The sequence below is a fragment of the Amorphoplanes digitatis genome, from assembly GCF_014205335.1.
Taxonomy (GTDB): domain Bacteria; phylum Actinomycetota; class Actinomycetes; order Mycobacteriales; family Micromonosporaceae; genus Actinoplanes; species Actinoplanes digitatus.
The window spans coordinates 8955210-8972083 of the sequence record NZ_JACHNH010000001.1 but is presented as its reverse complement, the minus strand read 5'-3'; the positions used below and the strand labels follow the sequence as shown (position 1 = coordinate 8972083).

Annotated in this window: 15 protein-coding genes; 11 read left to right on the top strand and 4 right to left on the bottom strand. The window is 72.1% G+C overall.

Annotated features, from left to right (window positions below; translation table 11 throughout):
- Positions 1–11 precede the first annotated feature (11 nt).
- Both BJ971_RS39705 and BJ971_RS39700 read right to left on the bottom strand, forming a co-directional pair.
- Positions 12–1151, bottom strand: coding sequence for a magnesium and cobalt transport protein CorA (locus tag BJ971_RS39705; protein WP_184998407.1), 1140 nt, complete (start codon positions 1149–1151; stop codon positions 12–14).
- A gap of 294 nt (positions 1152–1445) precedes the next feature.
- A complete protein-coding gene (locus tag BJ971_RS39700; RefSeq protein WP_184998406.1) occupies positions 1446–2540 on the bottom strand; it encodes an aminotransferase-like domain-containing protein in 1095 nt (364 codons plus the stop codon).
- Positions 2541–2579: 39 nt separating this feature from the next.
- On the opposite strand from BJ971_RS39700, the gene BJ971_RS39695 reads away from it, so the two are divergent.
- Genes BJ971_RS39695 through BJ971_RS39680 form a run of 4 tightly spaced genes read left to right on the top strand, consistent with a single transcriptional unit; the run spans position 2580 to position 5571 of the window.
- Positions 2580–3029 (top strand): NUDIX domain-containing protein, encoded by a 450-nt coding sequence (locus BJ971_RS39695; RefSeq protein WP_184998405.1) that lies wholly within the window; start codon positions 2580–2582, stop codon positions 3027–3029.
- 52 nt (positions 3030–3081) lie between these two features.
- Positions 3082–3813 (top strand): phosphocholine cytidylyltransferase family protein, encoded by a 732-nt coding sequence (locus BJ971_RS39690; RefSeq protein ID WP_184998404.1) that lies wholly within the window; start codon positions 3082–3084, stop codon positions 3811–3813.
- A complete protein-coding gene (locus BJ971_RS39685; protein WP_184998403.1) occupies positions 3801–4862 on the top strand; it encodes an iron-containing alcohol dehydrogenase family protein in 1062 nt (353 codons plus the stop codon). Before BJ971_RS39690 ends, BJ971_RS39685 begins: the two co-directional genes overlap by 13 nt.
- Positions 4843–5571, top strand: a complete 729-nt coding sequence (locus BJ971_RS39680; RefSeq protein WP_184998402.1) for a CDP-alcohol phosphatidyltransferase family protein — start codon at positions 4843–4845, stop codon at positions 5569–5571. Before BJ971_RS39685 ends, BJ971_RS39680 begins: the two co-directional genes overlap by 20 nt.
- Positions 5572–5810: 239 nt before the next feature.
- Here BJ971_RS39680 and BJ971_RS39675 read toward each other — a convergent pair whose 3' ends face one another.
- A complete protein-coding gene (locus BJ971_RS39675; RefSeq protein ID WP_239087757.1) occupies positions 5811–7331 on the bottom strand; it encodes an arylsulfotransferase family protein in 1521 nt (506 codons plus the stop codon).
- 31 nt (positions 7332–7362) lie between these two features.
- Positions 7363–8553, bottom strand: coding sequence for a glycosyltransferase family 4 protein (locus BJ971_RS39670; RefSeq protein WP_184998400.1), 1191 nt, complete (start codon positions 8551–8553; stop codon positions 7363–7365).
- 25 nt (positions 8554–8578) lie between these two features.
- Between BJ971_RS39670 and BJ971_RS39665 the strand changes: the two genes are divergently transcribed.
- The 7 genes from BJ971_RS39665 to BJ971_RS39635 all read left to right on the top strand — a co-directional run bounded on the left by BJ971_RS39665 (position 8579) and on the right by BJ971_RS39635 (position 16860).
- Complete coding sequence (locus BJ971_RS39665) at positions 8579–9439, top strand: Fpg/Nei family DNA glycosylase (RefSeq protein WP_184998399.1); 861 nt, start codon at positions 8579–8581, stop codon at positions 9437–9439.
- 252 nt (positions 9440–9691) lie between these two features.
- On the top strand, positions 9692–11191 hold the full coding sequence (locus tag BJ971_RS39660; protein ID WP_184999349.1) for a sugar transferase: 1500 nt from the start codon (positions 9692–9694) through the stop codon (positions 11189–11191).
- Between the two features lie 50 nt (positions 11192–11241).
- Positions 11242–12453, top strand: a complete 1212-nt coding sequence (locus tag BJ971_RS39655; RefSeq protein ID WP_184998398.1) for a sensor histidine kinase — start codon at positions 11242–11244, stop codon at positions 12451–12453.
- Positions 12450–13193, top strand: a complete 744-nt coding sequence (locus tag BJ971_RS39650) for a LytR/AlgR family response regulator transcription factor (protein WP_184998397.1) — start codon at positions 12450–12452, stop codon at positions 13191–13193. The genes BJ971_RS39655 and BJ971_RS39650 overlap by 4 nt, the downstream gene beginning before the upstream one ends.
- Positions 13194–13406: 213 nt before the next feature.
- Positions 13407–14096: a response regulator transcription factor gene (locus BJ971_RS39645; protein ID WP_184998396.1), complete on the top strand. Its 690-nt coding sequence runs from the start codon at positions 13407–13409 to the stop codon at positions 14094–14096.
- Positions 14093–15154 carry a HAMP domain-containing sensor histidine kinase gene (locus tag BJ971_RS39640; RefSeq protein ID WP_184998395.1) on the top strand — a complete coding sequence of 354 codons (1062 nt, stop codon included), beginning with the start codon at positions 14093–14095 and terminating at the stop codon, positions 15152–15154. The genes BJ971_RS39645 and BJ971_RS39640 overlap by 4 nt, the downstream gene beginning before the upstream one ends.
- A gap of 14 nt (positions 15155–15168) precedes the next feature.
- Positions 15169–16860: a DUF4153 domain-containing protein gene (locus BJ971_RS39635; RefSeq protein ID WP_239087758.1), complete on the top strand. Its 1692-nt coding sequence runs from the start codon at positions 15169–15171 to the stop codon at positions 16858–16860.
- Positions 16861–16874: the final 14 nt, after the last annotated feature.

Below are 16874 nucleotides of genomic sequence, written 5' to 3'. Positions count from 1 at the left end.
CGGGTGCCCGCTCAGAGCCAGCCGTTGCGGCGGAAGGCGCGGTACAACAGGACCGAGACGCCGAGCAGCACGGTGATCAGGCTCGGGTAGCCGTACTGCCAGTGTGTCTCGGGCATGAACTCGAAGTTCATGCCGTAGACGCCGGCGAAGGCCGTCCACACCGTCGCGATACCGGCCCAGGCGGCGATCTTGCGCATGTCGTTGTTCTGGTCGACGGTCACCTGCGCCAGCCGCGCTTGCAGGATCGAGTTCAGCAGGTCGTCGTACGAGGAGACCTGCTCGACCGTCCGGGTGAGGTGGTCCTGCACGTCGCGGAAGTAGCGCCGGATCTCCTTGGGCACCAGCCGGCTCTGCGGCGCGGTGATGGTGGCCAGCGGCCGCTGTAGCGGCACCACGGCCCGGCGGAACTCCACCAGCTCGCGCTTCATCTGGTAGATCTGCTGCACCGGGCTGCCCCTGTCGCGCGAGAACGCGCCCTCCTCGATGATGTCCAGGTCGGCCTCCACCTGGTCGGCGACCTCGACGTACGCGTCGACGACCCGGTCCGTCACGGCGTAGGCGACGGCCCAAGGTCCATGCTCGAGCAGCACGCCGCGCGACTCCAGATCCGCGCGCACCGGCGCGAGTCGCGACGCGTCCCCGTGCCGGACCGTGATCACGAACCGCTCGCCAACGAAGATCATCATCTGGCCGGTCTCGACGACCTGCGAGGTCTCGGTCAGCTCGCTGTGCGGCACGTAGCGCGCGGTGCGCAGCACCAGGAAGTGCACGGTGCCGAACTGCTCCAGCTTGGGCCGCTGCTCCGCCTTGACCGCGTCCTCGACGGCGAGTTCGTGCAGGTCGTAGGTGCGCGCGATGGCGGACATCTCGTCCTCGGTCGGCTCGTGCAGGCCGAGCCAGACGAACGCGTTCTCACGGCTGCACGCCTCGCGCAGCGCCTCGTCGGGCGAGAAGTCGCCGGGCGCGCGCTTGCCGTCGACGTAGACGCCGCAGTCCACCACCGAGGTGCCGGTGAACACCTGGCCGGGCTCGGCGATGCCGTCCGTGGTGCCGAGGAAGCGGTTCATCGCACGCACGGGTGCGGTCCACGCCCGTGACAGTGACCGGTTCACGCCCGTCGCCCGGTTGCGCTGCGCGCTGCTCTCGGTCATGTCTGCCCCCCAAGGGTGGATCCCGGCCGGCCCCCGTAGAGAGGCCCGCACGAGGCTACGCCCAAGGTGGCGCTACTCCCGCCGGCTGGTGGCGCCGAGCGGACCGGCCGCATTTCGGGGGGTGAGGGTGCGATCGGCCCGCCCGGCACCGAGGGGGAGCGGTTGTCCACGCGCCGAACCGCATGGTCATGCAACCCGGCGCCCAGCATTGTGAGCCGGACGCCGGCCCCGGGGGCAACCCCGGAACCGGCGTCCGCGGACTCTCTGTCGGAATCCCGACAGCGGGCCGGTGCGTCAGGCGGTGATCTCGGCGATGGCCGCGGCGAGCCGGCGGACACCCTCGTCGATCTGGTCGACAGTCACGGCCGAGAACGCCAGCCGGACCGAGGACTTGCCGCCGTCCAGCAGGAAGTCGCTGCCCTTGACGATGGCGACGCCCTTCTTCATGGCCGCCGGGAAGAGCTTGTCGACGTCGACCGCCTCCGGCAGGTCGACCCAGAGGAAGTAGCCGCCGTCGGGCTCGGTGAAGGTCGCGCCCGGGATGTGCTCGCGCAGCGAGGCGGCGAGCACCCGGGCACGCTCGGCCAGAGCGGTGCTCACCGTCGCCACCGAGCGCTCGATGTCGCCCGAGACGCAGAACTGGTGCACGATCGCCTCGGAGACCATGCCGGGCGAGATGTAGAGGTTGGTGGCCTTCTTGGCGATCGCGTCGATCAGCGCGGCCGGGCCGACCAGGTAGCCGACGCGGACACCCGGGCACACCGTCTTGGTGAAGCTGGAGGCGTGCACGACCACGTTCTCGGTGTCCATCGACAGCATCGACGGGAGCGCGTCGCCCCGGAAGCGGATGTCGACGTACGGGTCGTCCTCGAAGATCATGAAGCCGTACTGGACCGCCAGGCTCAGCAGCGCCCGCCGCCGCTCCAGCGAGAGGGTGACGCCGGCCGGGTTCTGGTAGTTCGGAATGATGTGGGCGAGCTTCGGGCGCAGGCCTGCCTCGAGCAGCCCGCGCAGCTCGTCGACGTCGATGCCGTCCGGGTCGATCGTCACCTGGTGCACCTTGCCGCCCAGGTTCTGAAGGTTGAGCAGGGTGCGGTCGTAGGTCGGCTTCTCCACGATCACGTCGTCGCCGGCCTGCACCAGGTGGTTGAAGAGGAACGCGTCGGCCTGGAGGGAACCGTTCGTCACGATGACCTGGTCGGCGGAGACCCCGTGCTTGTCGGCGATCCACTTTCGCAGCGGGACGTAGCCGACGGACGTGCCGTAGGCGGTAACTCCGGCCGGATCGGCGTCGAAGGCGCGCGCGGCGGCGGCCTTGAGGCCCGCCACGTCGACGATGTCCAGGGACGGTGCCCCTCTTGCGAACGAGATCAGCTGCTCAGCGGTCATGGCCACAAGCTTACGAGCAGGCTCTATATCATTTTTCGCGTGGTACCTGAACCGCTTCGCGTCGCCGGTGCTCTCGTCGTGGACGACGACGGCCGAATATTCTTCCAACGCCGATCGGCGCAACGGAAGCTTTTCCCGAACGCCTGGGACATCGTCGGCGGCCACCTCGAACCGGGCGAGACGGTCGGCGACGCGCTGGGGCGGGAGATCTTCGAGGAGACCGGCTGGCGGCTCTCTGTGGTGCTGGGGCAGGTCGGCGAATACTCCTACACCGGAGAAGACGGCCTCGAACGGCACGAAACCGACTTTCTCGTACGGGTGGACGGCGACCTGGCGCGCCCGCGGCTGGAGGCCGGCAAGCACACGGAGTATCGCTGGCTCGGTCCGGGCGAACTGGCGGTGCTGGACGAGAGCGCCGAGATCAACGACGGGATGATCCGGCGGATCGCCGAGGACGGCTTCGTGGTCCTGCACACTCTCGGTATGTGAAACCACCGCTATCCTCGTCGGGCACGCCCCTCACTTCGGAAGGAACCATCCCATGATCGGTCTCGTACTCGCCGCCGGCGCCGGACGCAGACTGCGCCCGTACACCGACACGCTGCCGAAGGCGCTGGTCCCCGTCGACGGGGAGACGACCATCATGGATATCTCCCTGCGTAACCTCGCGGCCGCGGGGCTCACCGACGTGACGATCGTCGTCGGCTACTGCGCCGGCGCCGTCGAGGAGCGCAAGGACGCGTTCGAGCAGAAGTACGGCGTCAAGATCACCCTCGTGCACAACGACAAGGCCGAGGAGTGGAACAACGCGTACTCGCTGTGGCTGGCCCGCGACCGGTTCGCCGAGGGCGCGCTGCTTGTCAACGGCGACACCGTGCACCCGGTGAGCGTCGAGAAGACCCTGCTCGACAGCCGCGGCCCGGGCATCCTGCTCGCCGTCGACAACGTGAAGAAGCTCGCCGACGAGGAGATGAAGACGATCTTCTCCGCCGACGGCCGGCTCACGAGGATCACCAAGCTGATGGACCCGGCCGAGGCCTTCGGCGAGTACATCGGCGCGACCGTCATCGAGGCCTCGGCCGCCGCTGACCTCGCCGACGCGCTCAAGACCACCTGGGAGCGCGACCCGAACCTCTACTACGAGGACGGCTACCAGGAGTACGCCGACCGCGGCGGCGAGATCCGCGCGGCGACCATCGGCGACATCCCCTGGGTCGAGGTGGACAACCACGACGACCTCGCCAAGGCGCGGGACATCGCATGCCACTACTAGCCCGCAGCGTCCAGACCCCGCTGCACATCGACGTGCGGCGGGGCGCGGTCGCGGACCTCGGCCGGATCCTCGCCGACGGCCGGATCTCCGCCGGCGGCGACGTCGCCGTGGTGGTCGGCCCCGGCCAGGGCGAACGGATCGCGGAGATGATCCGCCCGTCGCTGGGCTCGGCCGACGTCTACACCACGGCCGGCGGCACGCTGGACGCCGCGCTGGAGCTGGCCACCAAGCTGCGCTCCCGCTCGTACGACGCGGTCGTCGGCATCGGCGGCGGCAAGACCGTCGACACCGCGAAGTACGCGGCCAGCCGGTGGGGCCTGCCGATGGTCTCGGTGGCGACCAGCCTGGCCAACGACGGCATCGCCTCGCCGGTGGCCAGCCTGGTCCACGACGGCATCAAGAACTCCTACGGCGTGCACATCCCGTTCGGCGTCATCGTCGACCTGGACTTCGTCGAGCACGGGCCGGAGCTGGTCAACCGCGCCGGGATCGGCGACGTGATCAGCAACATCAGCGCGCTCGCCGACTGGGAGCTGGGCCGCGAGGTGCGCGGTGAGCCGGTCGACGGCCTCGCCGCGTCGCTGGCCCGGATGGGCGCCGAGGCGATGCTCTCGATGCCGGGCGACATGACCGACGACGCCTTCGTGACCGTGCTCGCCGAGGCGCTGATCTCCAGCGGGCTGGCGATGGCGGTCTGCGGCAGCAGCCGGCCGTCCAGCGGTGGCTGCCACGAGATCATGCACGCGATCGACTCGCTCTTCCCCGACACGGCCTCGCACGGCGAACTCGCCGGCCTCGGCGCGCTGTTCTGCACCTTCCTGCGCGGCGACGAGCGCCGCTTCGCCCAGATGTCGGACTGCCTGGCCCGGCACAGCCTGCCGCGCACCCCCGCCGACGTGGGCCTTACGCCGGAGCAGTTCGTGGAGGCGGTGGACTTCGCGCCGCGGACCCGGCCGGACCGGTACACCATCCTGGAACACCTCGCGATGAGCCAGGATGAGATCCGCCGTAAATTGGACGATTATGTCGATGCCGTCGCTAAGCGCTGACAACGTGGAAAATCCGCCGACCGCCGCCGACTACTACCGGGTCAACCGGGGCGGCGGCCTGTTCAGCGAGGCACTGAGCCAGCGGCTGGGCGCGCGGATCTCGGTCTTCGCGTACCGGCACCGGCTCGCGCCGACCGTGCTCACGGTGGCGAACCTCGGACTCAGCTGCCTGGTCTCGTTCGTGGTGGTCGCGGCCGCGGGGCCGGTGGCGGACGGCCGGGTGCCGGCCTGGCCGATCGGCCTGCTCGCGCTGGTCGGCTGGCAGCTCGCGTACGCGCTGGACTGCTCGGACGGCCAGCTTGCCCGGGTGACGGGCCAGACCAGCGCCGCGGGCGGCCGGGTCGACGTGCTGTGCGACGTCGCCGGGCAGATCGCGCTGGTCGCGGCCCTGTCCGCGGTGGCGGAGGCCCAGGTGCCGGAGACGCCGGCCTGGCTGCTGGCGGCCTTCGCCGGCACCTGGATGGTCAACCTGGTGACCTCGGTGATGCAGTCGGGCGACCAGGCATCCAGCATGGTCACCAGCCGGTCGCTGCCGGTCCGCGTGGTCAAGCTCGTCCGCGACTACGGCGCGGTGATCGCGGTGGCCGGCGTGGTGCTGACCGTAGCCCCGCAGTGGGCGATCTGGCTGATCGGCGCCTTCACCCTGATCAACGGCGCCTTCCTGGCCGCGAGCATCGCGTTCTCCGGCCGGGCGGCCCTGAAGGGCTGACCCGCCCGGTGTGGCCCGACCCGCCCGGTGTGGCCCGACCCGCCCGGTGACCCGGCCCGCCCGGTTGCCGACCGGCCCGGCGGCCGACCGGCCCGGTAGCCGACCGGCCCGGTAGCCGACCGGCCCGGTAGCCGACCGGCCCGGTAGCCGACCGGCCCGGTAGCCGACCGGCCCGGTAGCCGACCGGCCCGGTAGCCGACCGGCCCGGTAGCCGACCGGCCCGGTAGCCGACCGGCCCGTCAGACCCGGACTGGTATCGCCGATGACCGGCCCAGCAGGGCGCCGGCGCTGTCGAGGGCCTCGGCGACGACGTACTCCGGCGTGCCGGGCAGGGTCAGCGTCGTCTCGAAGCCCGTGCGCGGCCCCTCGACCGACTGCGTCAGCGCGCCCGGCTGCCGGCCGGCACGGGCCCGCCACTTCGCGACCCGCGTCGCGCCGTTCCAGCTGGCGCTGACGATCACGTTGCCGCCGTCGACGGCCAGGCCCAGCGTCGGCTGGTCCAGCGGCTCGCCCGGCCACTCGGCCCGGTAGGCCCGGTACGACTGGTTGTCCAGCGGCAGGTGCCCGTCGAGCCGCACGGCCCCATCCGGCGCGTACTCGGTGAAGTACGGCAGCTGGCCCCACCCGACGAAGGATCCGCCGTCGGCCAGTTCGCGGAAGTTGCCCTGTGTCGGCGCGGACAGCTTCAGTGGATGCCGGAACTCGGCGGCGAAGGTGACCGAGCGGGCGGCCTCGTCGACGGTGAAGACCAGGCCGCGGGACTCCGTCCGCTGCGTGGTCACCCCCGCGCCGTTGTCGAAGACGCTGTAGGAGCCGTCGCGCCGGCGTCGGAAGTCGTGCTGCCAGCTGAACCGGGACTTCTCGTCAACGGCGAAATCCGACTTCTTACCGCCGATGCGCCACCGGACGTCGCCCGTGCGCCTGTCGATCTTGTACGCCGTCCAGGTGTGCCGGGCCGACACCAACAGGTCCCCGTCGGCGTCCAGGCCGACCGAGTTCGCGTGGAAGTAGTCGTACGGCAGGTGCGCCGATTCGCCGCCCGGCAGCGGCGCGTACGACTCGTCCGGGCCGACGTGGTCGCGCGCCCGCCACTCGAACAGGCGCCGGCCCGTCCTGATGTCGATCTCCTGGAGCACCCCGTCGTGCAGCACCCCGTCGGCCGGGCCACCGAGCGCCGTCAGGTCGTACGGGATCGGGTCGTAGATCCAGAAGAGTGCGGTGCCGTCCGGGGTGATCACGAAGTCATGCTGGTCGGCCTGCTCCGAGCCGGCCGCCCGGACCCGGGTGATCTCCCGGTAGTTCGTGTCGACGATGACGAACTCGCCCTGCCCGACACCCCGGCCGCCGGTACCGCCGATGGTGCCCTCCCACCAGGTCAGCACGGGCCTGTTCCGGTAGCGCTGGACCTTGAGGTCGATGGCGACCGTCGCCGGGTCGGGCACCTTGCGGAACCAGACCGGAGAGCCGGCCTCGTCGACGATCAGCGGCCCCCACAGCCCGATGCCGGACGCGGGGGTCAGGAAGATGTAGCCCGGTGCGGTGGCGTTCGCCGGCGTCGTGATCGTGACGTCCGGCAGGGCCCGCAGGTCGGGCCGGGAGCGGTACTTCGGCGGGGCGGCCCGTTCGGCCGGGGCACCCGTCGTGCCGCGGCCGCCCGTGTCGGCCAGCGCATAGCCGACGCCGGCGCCGGCCGCGGCGAACACCGCGGCGCCGCCGGCGCCCAGCAGGACGTTTCGGCGCGAGATCTCTGCATCGGTCACGCGATACAGCGTTCCCCGCATCGATCATGATCTACCTGGGTGACGGGTGCGAATTCTCGATCAGCGAGGTGTAGATCTCGATGAGCCGGCGGGTCACCACGTCGGGATGGAAGGCCTGGAGGTAGCGCTTGCGGGCGGCCGGCGCGACGGCCGCGGCGCCGGCCCGGGCGATCGGCAGCGCCTCCGCGAGCGCCGCGGCGTCCGGCTCGACCGTCCAGCCCGCGGCCTCGACCGGCTCGCCGATGCCGAGCAGGTAGCCGATGCCGCCGACGTCGGTGCCCAGCACCGGCCGGCCCGCGGCCATCGCCTCCAGGATCACGGTCGGCAGCACGTCGTTCCAGGTCGGCACGGCAACGATCACCGACGCCCGGGTGCGGGCGGCCACCATGCCGTCCCGGTCGAGCGCGCCCAGGTAGGTGACGTCGCCTCGCTCGGCGTCGGCCCGCTCGGCGAGCGGCCGGAGCTCGCCGTCGCCCGCGATGCGCAGCTGCCCGAGCGAGCCGTCCGGGTGCCGGCGCCACGCCTCCAGCAGCAGCCCGAGGCCCTTCTCCGGGGAGAGCCGGGCCGCGTAGAGGAAGCCGTCGCCGAGGGGCTCGGGCTCGCCCGGGTCCGGCAGCCCGTTCGGCTTGATCACGATGTGCTCGTCCGGGATGCCGTAATCCTTGAGGTGTGCGGCGATCCGCCCGGTGAGTGCGATGTAGCGGTCCACGGACTTCCACGTCGAACGGTGCACGGCGAGCGTGGTCGCCATCAGCGCGCTCTGCGCCGCCGAGCCGCGGTAGCACTTGTGCGCGACGGCCGGCCAGCCGAACGCCTTGCCGCGGCAGTCGACGCAGTTGTGACCGTCGCGGAAGTACAGCCCCGACGAGCACACCTGGCGGTAGTTGTGGACCGTCTGCACGACCGGCACGCCGTGCGCGTGCGCGGTGCGCACCACCCACGGCGAGAGCAGCGGGTACGGGTTGTGCAGGTGCAGCAGGTCCGGCCGCTCCCGCCGCAACAGCTCGTCGAGGTCCCGCTGCGCCGCCCGGCCGTAGATCGGCGAGATGGGCAGCAGCGCCTTCTGCACCAGCGGCAGGTCGCCGATCGAGTCCGAGGCGCGCTGGAACGGCAGCACCTCGATCCCGGCCGCCGTGAGCTGCGCTATCTCCGTGTCGACGATGACGTTCTCGCCGGACGGGATCGCTTCGCGGTACCTGTTGTGCGCTACGACGACCTTCACGGTGCGAAACGCTACCGTTGGGGGCGTGCCCGAGCTTCCCGAGGTCGAGGCGCTCGCCGCATACCTGCGCGAGCGCGCGGTCGGCCACACCGTCGAGCGCTTCGAGGTGTCCTCGTTCAGCGCGTTGAAGACCTACGATCCGCCGCCGAGCGCGGTCGCCGGCCTGGCCGTCACCGGCGCCGGCCGGCACGGCAAGTTCCTCGACCTGTTCCTCGGCACGGACCTGCACCTCGTGGTGCACCTCGCCCGGGCCGGCTGGCTGCACTACCGGGACTCCTTCCGGTCGCCGGCGCCGCTCAAGCCCGGCAGCGGGCCCATCGCGCTTCGGGTACGCCTCGACGACGGCTCCGGCTTCGACCTGACCGAGGCCGGCACGCAGAAGTCGCTGGCCGCGTACCTGGTGCGGGACCCGGCCGACGTGCCCGGCGTCGCCCGGCTCGGCCCCGACGCGCTGGCGGTGGACCGTGACCTGTTCGCCGAGCGGCTGCGCAGCCGCCGCGGCCAGGTCAAGGGCGTGCTCACCGACCAGGAGGTGCTCGCCGGCATCGGCAACGCGTACTCCGACGAGATCCTGCACGCGGCGAAGATGTCGCCTTTCGCGCTGACCGCCAAGCTCACCGACGAGCAGATCACCACCCTCTACGAGGCGATGCGGCAGGTGGAGACCGACGCCGTCGCACGCTCGGTCGGCCAGAAGGCGGCCGAGCTCAAGGGCGAGAAGCGGGCCGGCATGCGGGTGCACGCCCGGACCGGGCTGCCCTGCCCGATCTGCGGCGACACGGTGCGCGAGGTGTCGTTCGCCGACAAGAGCCTGCAGTACTGCCCGACGTGCCAGACGGGCGGCAAGCCGCTCGCCGATCGCAGGCTGTCCAAGTTGATCCGATAGTCACTCAGCGTGCTTGATCGGTTCCCGGAGGAAAGCGGCTGCGCATCCACTTCTTCTCCGCCGTTCCATCGGTATAGTGGCCCGGTCCCACGCTTCGTCCGCGGCGCGCGGGGATTGGCAGCCCCGGCCGGAGCCCCCCAGGGTCGTGGCAGTGCGTAATGTTCTCGGTGTGGGCGGTACGTGATGCGGGAGGACGTAGGCGAGGTGACCACGAGCCTCCAACGCCCGGAAACCAGCAAGAGCCGGAGCGGCATGCCGTACGACAGCTTCGAGTGGCAGCAGGAACCGCCGCCGAGTAACGGGGTACCCAGGTCCGCCTGGACCCGTTCGCATCGCCGGGTGTCCCGCTGGCACCGGCCGTACACGTTGATCCTGGTCCTGCTCGATCTGGTGTCCGCGATCCTCGCCAGCGCGCTCGCGGTGACGTTCATCCAGAAGGCCGACTCCGGCTTCCAGGGCCGGGGAGTAGGCCTGTTCTACTTCGTCGCCCTCGTCGGCCTGCCGCTCGGCTGGCTCTTCATTCTCTGGGCGAACGGCAGCTACGACCGCCGCTATCTCGGGCTGGGCAGCGAAGAGTTCAAACGGGTGGTTCGCGCCTTCGTCACGGTCGTGGCCTGCGTATCGCTGCTGGCCTTCGCCACCAAGACCCAGCTCTCCCGGGTGACGATCGCCTATGTCTCGGTCGCGGCGCTGATCTTCATCCTGTTCTGCCGCTACTCGGCGCGCCAGGTGCTGCACGTGGCCCGCCGGCGCACCGGCCACGGCGCGCACCGGATGGTCCTGATGGGCACGCTGCCGGAGGCGCTCGAGGTCTACACGGCCGTCACCCGCAGCCCGGCGGCCGGCCTGATCCCGGTCGCGATCCACCTCACCGACGGCTACTCCGCGGCCCGGGGCATCGAGACACCCGTGCCCGTGTACGCGAGCCGCGACGTGCTGGCCCTGGTCCGCGAGGTCGGCGCCGACACCATCGCGGTGTGCGGCTCGGCGAGCGCGGAGCCGGGCGAGCTGCGCCGCCTCGCCTGGGCGCTCGAGGGCACCGGCGTGGACCTGGTGGTCGCGCCGCAGCTCACCGACATCGCCGGCCCGCGCGTGCACATTCGCCCGATCGAGGGACTCCCGCTGCTGCACGTCGAGGAGCCGACCCTGTCGGGCCCCGGCTGGCTGGCGAAGAATCTGCTCGACCGGGTGGCCGCCTTCTTCGGCCTGCTCGCCCTCAGCCCGATACTCGGAGTAATCGCCCTCGGCATCCGGCTGGCCAGCCCCGGACCGGTCTTCTTCCGCCAGCCCCGCGTCGGCCACGAGGGCCGCACCTTCCGGGTCTGGAAGTTCCGGACCATGGACGTGGACGCCGAGGAGCGCAAGGCCACGCTGGAGGAGCTCAACGAGGCCGACGGCATGCTCTTCAAGCTCAAGGAAGACCCGCGGATCTTCCGGTTCGGCAGCAAGCTGCGGGCCACCTCGCTGGACGAGCTGCCCCAGCTGATCAACGTGCTGAAGGGCGAGATGTCGCTGGTCGGGCCCCGGCCGCTGCCCGCGGACGACGGCGACTACCTGGGCGACGTACGCCGCCGCCTGCTGGTGCGCCCCGGCATCACCGGCCTCTGGCAGGTCTCCGGCCGCTCCGACCTGTCCTGGGACGAGGCGGTCCGGCTGGACCTCTACTACGTCGACAACTGGTCGCTGACCTACGACCTGAGCATCCTCTGGCGCACGATCTGGGTCGTCCTGCGGCGTAAGGGCGCGTACTAGGCAGGCACCGCCCGCTGGCGTTTCTGGATCGTTACGGTCAGGATGCGTGCGTGGCTGGTCAGATCGGTAACGCGCTCGCGGTGCTGGCTGTGCTCGCCGCACTCGCCGGAGCGGTGATCGCGGTGCTGCGGCTGCGGGCGCGGCGCGGGATCGCCACCGCCGGCCAGCGGGCCACATACGACGTCCTGCACACCGCGTCGCTGGCGGCCGAGCCGCTGCGTACCGGCCTGACCCCGGCCTCGGCGGCCAAGGCCGCGCGGCACCTGCGCCGGCTGGTCGGCGCGCCCGGGCTCAGCATCGTCGACGCGGACCGCTGCCTGGCCTTCGACGGGCACGGCGGCCACCACAGCGCCCAGTTCGCCACGGCTGCCGCGCGCACCCTGCGGACGAACCGCTCGATCGTCCTCGGCGTCGGCGATCTGCCCTGCGACCGGATGGACTGCGAGGTCCGCGGCGCGGTGGTCGCCCCGCTGACCGGCGCCGACGGGCAGGCCCTCGCGGCGCTCGTCGCCGTCGCGGACGATCAGCCGGCACCCGGGCTGGTCCAGGCGACCATGGAGACCGCCCGGTGGGCCGGATCCCAGCTCGCCCTCGCCGAGCTGGAGTCGTCCCGCGAGCGGCTGGCCCGGGCCGAGGTGCGCGCCCTGCGTGCCCAGATCAGCCCGCACTTCATCTACAACGCGCTCACCGCGATCGCCTCGTTCGTGCGTACCGATCCGGAGCGGGCCCGGGAGCTGATCCTGGAGTTCGCCGAGTTCACCCGCTACTCGTTCCGGGCGCACGGCGAGTTCACCACGCTCGCCGAGGAGCTGCGCTCGATCGACCGCTACCTGACCATCGAGCGCGCCCGGTTCGGCGACCGCCTCCAGGTGCGCCTACAGATCGCGCCCGAGGTCCTCCCCGTCGGCCTGCCGTTCCTCTGCCTTCAACCGCTGGTGGAGAACGCCGTCCGGCACGGGCTTTCGCGCAAGCCGGGCGTCGGTATGGTGAGCATCGAGGCGCGGGACTCGGGCGCCGAATGCCACATCACGGTCGAGGACGACGGGGTCGGCATGGATCCGGCGGTGCTGGTCGCGGGCGTCGCCGAGGCGGCCGGCGCCCACGACGACGACGCCGGGCAGCACGTCGGCCTCTCCAATGTGGATGAGCGGCTGCGGTCGGTGTTCGGCGACCGTTTCGGGCTGGTGGTGGAGACCGCGCCGGGCGCGGGGACGAAGGTGAGCATGCGGGTGCCGAAATTCCATCCCGGGGTCAGGGCATGAGCCTTGTGGTGCTGGCGGTGGATGACGAGCCGCCGGCGCTGGACGAGCTCGCCTACCTGCTCGACGCCGACTCCCGGGTCGCCTTCGTGCACCGGGCCGGCGACGCCACCGAGGCGCTGCGCGTCCTGCGCGACACCGAGGTCGACGCGGTCTTCCTGGACATCCGGATGCCCGGCCTGGACGGCATGGAGCTCGCCCGCATCCTGCACCGTTTCGCCCGGCCGCCGGCGATCGTCTTCGTGACCGCGTACGACGACGGGGCGGTGGACGCGTTCGACCTGGGCGTCACCGACTACGTCCGCAAGCCGGTCCGGGCCGAACGGCTCGGCGAGTCCCTGCGCCGCGTCGCCGGCCTGCGGGCCGCGCCCGCGCCGGTACCGGCGAAGCGCGAGGAGGAGCCGAGCATCCCGGTCGAGCTGGCCGGCACGACCCGGATGCTCCCGCGGTCCTCGGTGCGCTGGGTCGAGGCACAGGGCGACTACGCCCGGCTGCACACCTCGGACGCGTCGCACCTGGTCCGGGTCTCGCTGGCGACGCTGGCCGAGCGCTGGGCGGACGCGGGCTTCGTCCGGATCCACCGCTCCTACCTGGTGCAGCTGCGGCTGGTCGCGGAGCTACGCCTCACCCAGTCCGGGTACGTGGTGGCGATCGACGGCGCGGAGCTGCCGGTGAGCCGGCGGCATACCCGCGAGCTGAAGGACAAGCTGATCCGGGCGGCCAAGCACGACTGGACCCGCTGAGCCCTCTGCATCCACAGCGTTATCCACATCCTCACAGGGTTATCCCCAGAGTTATCCACAGGCTGATGATCTTCACAGGTTGTCCACAATCTCACCCCCGCACCCGCACGACCTATCAATAGGCTGCTCAGCGCGGGTGAGATCGGCGGCCACGGGGGCGCGCCGGTCTTGCACCCGCGGCGCACGATACGGGCGAGGCCAGGGGAGAACGGCATGACGGCACAGAAGGTGCTCGTGGTCGAGGACGAGCGGACCATCGCCGAGGCGGTGGCGGCCCGGCTGCGCGCGGAGGGCTTCGTGGTCGAGGTCGCCGGCGACGGCCCGGCCGCGGTCGAGGCCGCCCGCCGGACCCTGCCGGACGCCATCGTCCTCGACGTGATGCTGCCCGGCTTCGACGGCCTGGAGGTGTGCCGCCGCATCCAGGCGGAGCGTCCCGTGCCGGTCCTCATGCTCACCGCCCGCGACGACGAGACCGACCTGCTCGTCGGCCTGGCCGTCGGCGCCGACGACTACCTGACCAAGCCCTTCTCGATGCGCGAGCTCAGCGCCCGGGTGCACGCCCTGCTGCGCCGGGCGACGCGCAACTCGGCGCCGGTCGCGCCGGCGGAGAGCACGATGCTCCGCCTCGGCGACCTGGAGATCAACCTGGCCGAGCGCCGGGTGCTGCGGGCCGGGGTCGAGGCCCGGCTGACCCCGACCGAGTTCGACCTGCTGGTGCACCTGGCGGGCCGCCCGCGCACGGTGCTGCCCCGCGAGCGGCTGCTCGCCGACGTGTGGGGCTGGGCGGACGCCTCGGGCACCCGCACGGTCGACAGCCACATCAAGGGTCTGCGGCGCAAGCTCGGCGCGGACCTGATCCGCACGGTCCACGGCGTCGGCTACGCGCTCGAGGTCCGGCGATGATGCGGCTGCTGCGCGCCGCACTCGGCTGGCTGCCGCGCCCGCTGGACCCGGTCCGCTCGATCAAGGCCAAGCTGGCCCTTGCCCTCGGCCTGGCCGGCGGCGTCGGGCTGCTGATCTTCTGGTGGAGCCTCGACTTCGTGCGGGTCGAGCTCTCCTGGTTCGCGATCGCCGTCGCGCTGGGCCTGGTCACCCTCCAGGTCATCGCGCACGGCGCCACGGTGCCGCTGCGCGAGATGACCGTCGCGGCCAAGGCGATGGCGCACGGCGACTACACCCGCCGGGTCCGCGCGACCTCCCGCGACGAGGTCGGCGAGCTGGCCACGGCGTTCAACCAGATGGCGGCGGACCTGGCGGCGGCTGACCGGCAGCGCCGCGAACTGATCGCCAACGTCTCGCACGAGCTACGCACCCCGATCACCGCCCTGCGGGGCCTGCTGGAGAACATCGTCGACGGCGTCAGCACCGCGGAGCCGGACACCATGAAGACCGCGCTGATCCAGACGGAACGCCTGGGCCGGCTGGTCACCGAGCTGCTCGACCTGTCCCGCCTGGACGCGGGCGTGGTGCCGCTGGCCCGCGCGCCGATCGACGTGCGCCGGTTCCTCGGCGACGTGGTCCGCGAGGCGACGGTCAACGCGGACGGCGCCGGCCACGACGTGCGCTTCCAGGTCTCGGCGCCGGAGATCCGCATCGAGGGCGACCGCGAGCGCCTGCACCAGGTCTTCGCGAACCTGCTGGACAACGCGGCCCGGCACAGCCCGCCGGGCGGCACCGTCACGGTCCGCGCCGAACGCCACGACGAGCACGTCCTGCTGGCGGTGGCCGACGAGGGCGACGGCATACCGGCCGCCGACCGGGACCGGGTCTTCGAACGCTTCACCCGGGGCGAGCGGGCCACCGACGGCGGCACCGGCCTCGGCCTGGCGATCGCCCGCTGGGTGGTCCAACTGCACCACGGCACGATCGCGGTCGTCGACCCGACCGGCGCCCCGGAACCGACCCGGAACCGCCCGGGCTGCCACATCCACGTGACGCTGCCCCTGAGGCCGACCACCTGAAGACGGAGAAGACCGTGCCGACTGACCCGACACCCCCACAGACCAGCCCGGCCGGCCCGCCGCGACCGGCGACCCTCACCTCCCCGGCGACGCCGACGGGCGGGCGGCCGCCGGCCGCGACGCCGCAGCCGGTGCCGCAGCAGCCGGGCGCCATCCACCACCCGCCGCTGCACGGACCGTGGCCCGCGCAGTCCGGATTCGGCCGGCGCTGGCCCGGCCCCGGCCGGGCGGCCACCGCGGCAACCGTCATCGCGGTGCCCCTCGCGGGCCTGATCGGCGCGCTCAGCATCCCGCTCGACCGGGCCGGCCTCGGCTGGCTGATCACCGCGATCGCGGGCGTCGTCGCCCTGATCGTGGCGCGCGCGATGCCGCACCGTGCGCCGGCGACCGCGCCGAAGCCCCTCGTCGGCTGGCGCCCGCGCGCCCTGCCCAAGGCACGCTTCGCCTGGTCGGCGGCGACGGTCGCGCTGCTCGGCGTCGGCACGTTCCGGTCCGCGGGCTGGCTGTTCCTGCTCTGCCTCTGCACGGCCGTGCTGACCGGAGCGCTCGCCGTCGCGGGCGGCCGGTCGTTCCGCGCGATGATCCTCGCCTCCGTCTTCGCCCCGCTGGCGGGCTTCCGCTCGCTGCCGTGGGCCGGGCGCGGCATCGCCGCCGTCGGCCGGCGCGGTGGCGGCGGCAACGCCCTGCGGATCACGGCGACGGTCGCGGTCTCGATCGCCCTGCTCGTCGTCTTCGGTTCGCTGTTCGCCTCGGCGGACGCGGCCTTCGCCGACCTGATCGAGAACGCCTTCCCCGACATCAGCGGCGGCACGATCGCCCGGTGGATCTTCGTCTCCCTCGTGACGACCTTCATCCTCGGCGGCGCGGCGTACCTGCGGGCGGCCCCGCCGGACCTGACCGGGCTGGACGGCCCGGGCACGCGCCGGGTGGCACGCCTGGAGTGGGCGGTCCCGCTGACCCTGCTGGTCCTGCTCTTCGCGATGTTCGTCGGTGTGCAGCTCACCGTCCTGTTCGGAGACTCCAAGCACGTCCTGGACACCGAGGGCCTGACCTACGCGGAGTACGCCCGCAGCGGCTTCTGGCAGCTCCTGGTGGTCACGGGCCTCACCCTGGCGGTGCTGGCCGGCGCGGCACGCTGGGCGCCCCGGGAGACCCGCACCGACCGCGTGCTGATCCGCGCCGTCCTCGGCACCCTCGCGGCGCTGACCCTGGTCATCGTCGCCTCGGCACTGCACCGCATGGACCTGTACGCGGACAGCTACGGCCTGACCCGCCTGCGGGTGCTGGTCGCCGTCTGCGAGATGTGGCTGGGCCTGACCTTCGTCCTGGTCCTGATCGCCGGCATCCGCCTCAAGGCGCTCTGGCTGCCCCGGGCGGTCGTGGCCGCCGGAGTCCTGGCCCTGCTGAGCCTGGCCGCGGCCAACCCGGACCGGCTGATCGCCGACCGCAACGTCACGCGCTACGAGCAAACCGACCGGATCGACACCGCCTACCTCTCGAACCTCTCGCCGGACGCGGTCCCGGCCCTGAACCGCCTCACCGGCGACAAGCGCGCCTGCGCGCTGTACCCGGTCGCCCGCGATCTGGCCGTCGACCCGGACGACTGGCGCGGCTGGAACCTCTCCCGCCGGCAGGCCCGGGAAGAGCTGGCTGCCAACCCGCCGAGGCCCACCACGAGCTGCCCGGACGGCTACGGAACCCGATAGGCCGCCCGGGCTTG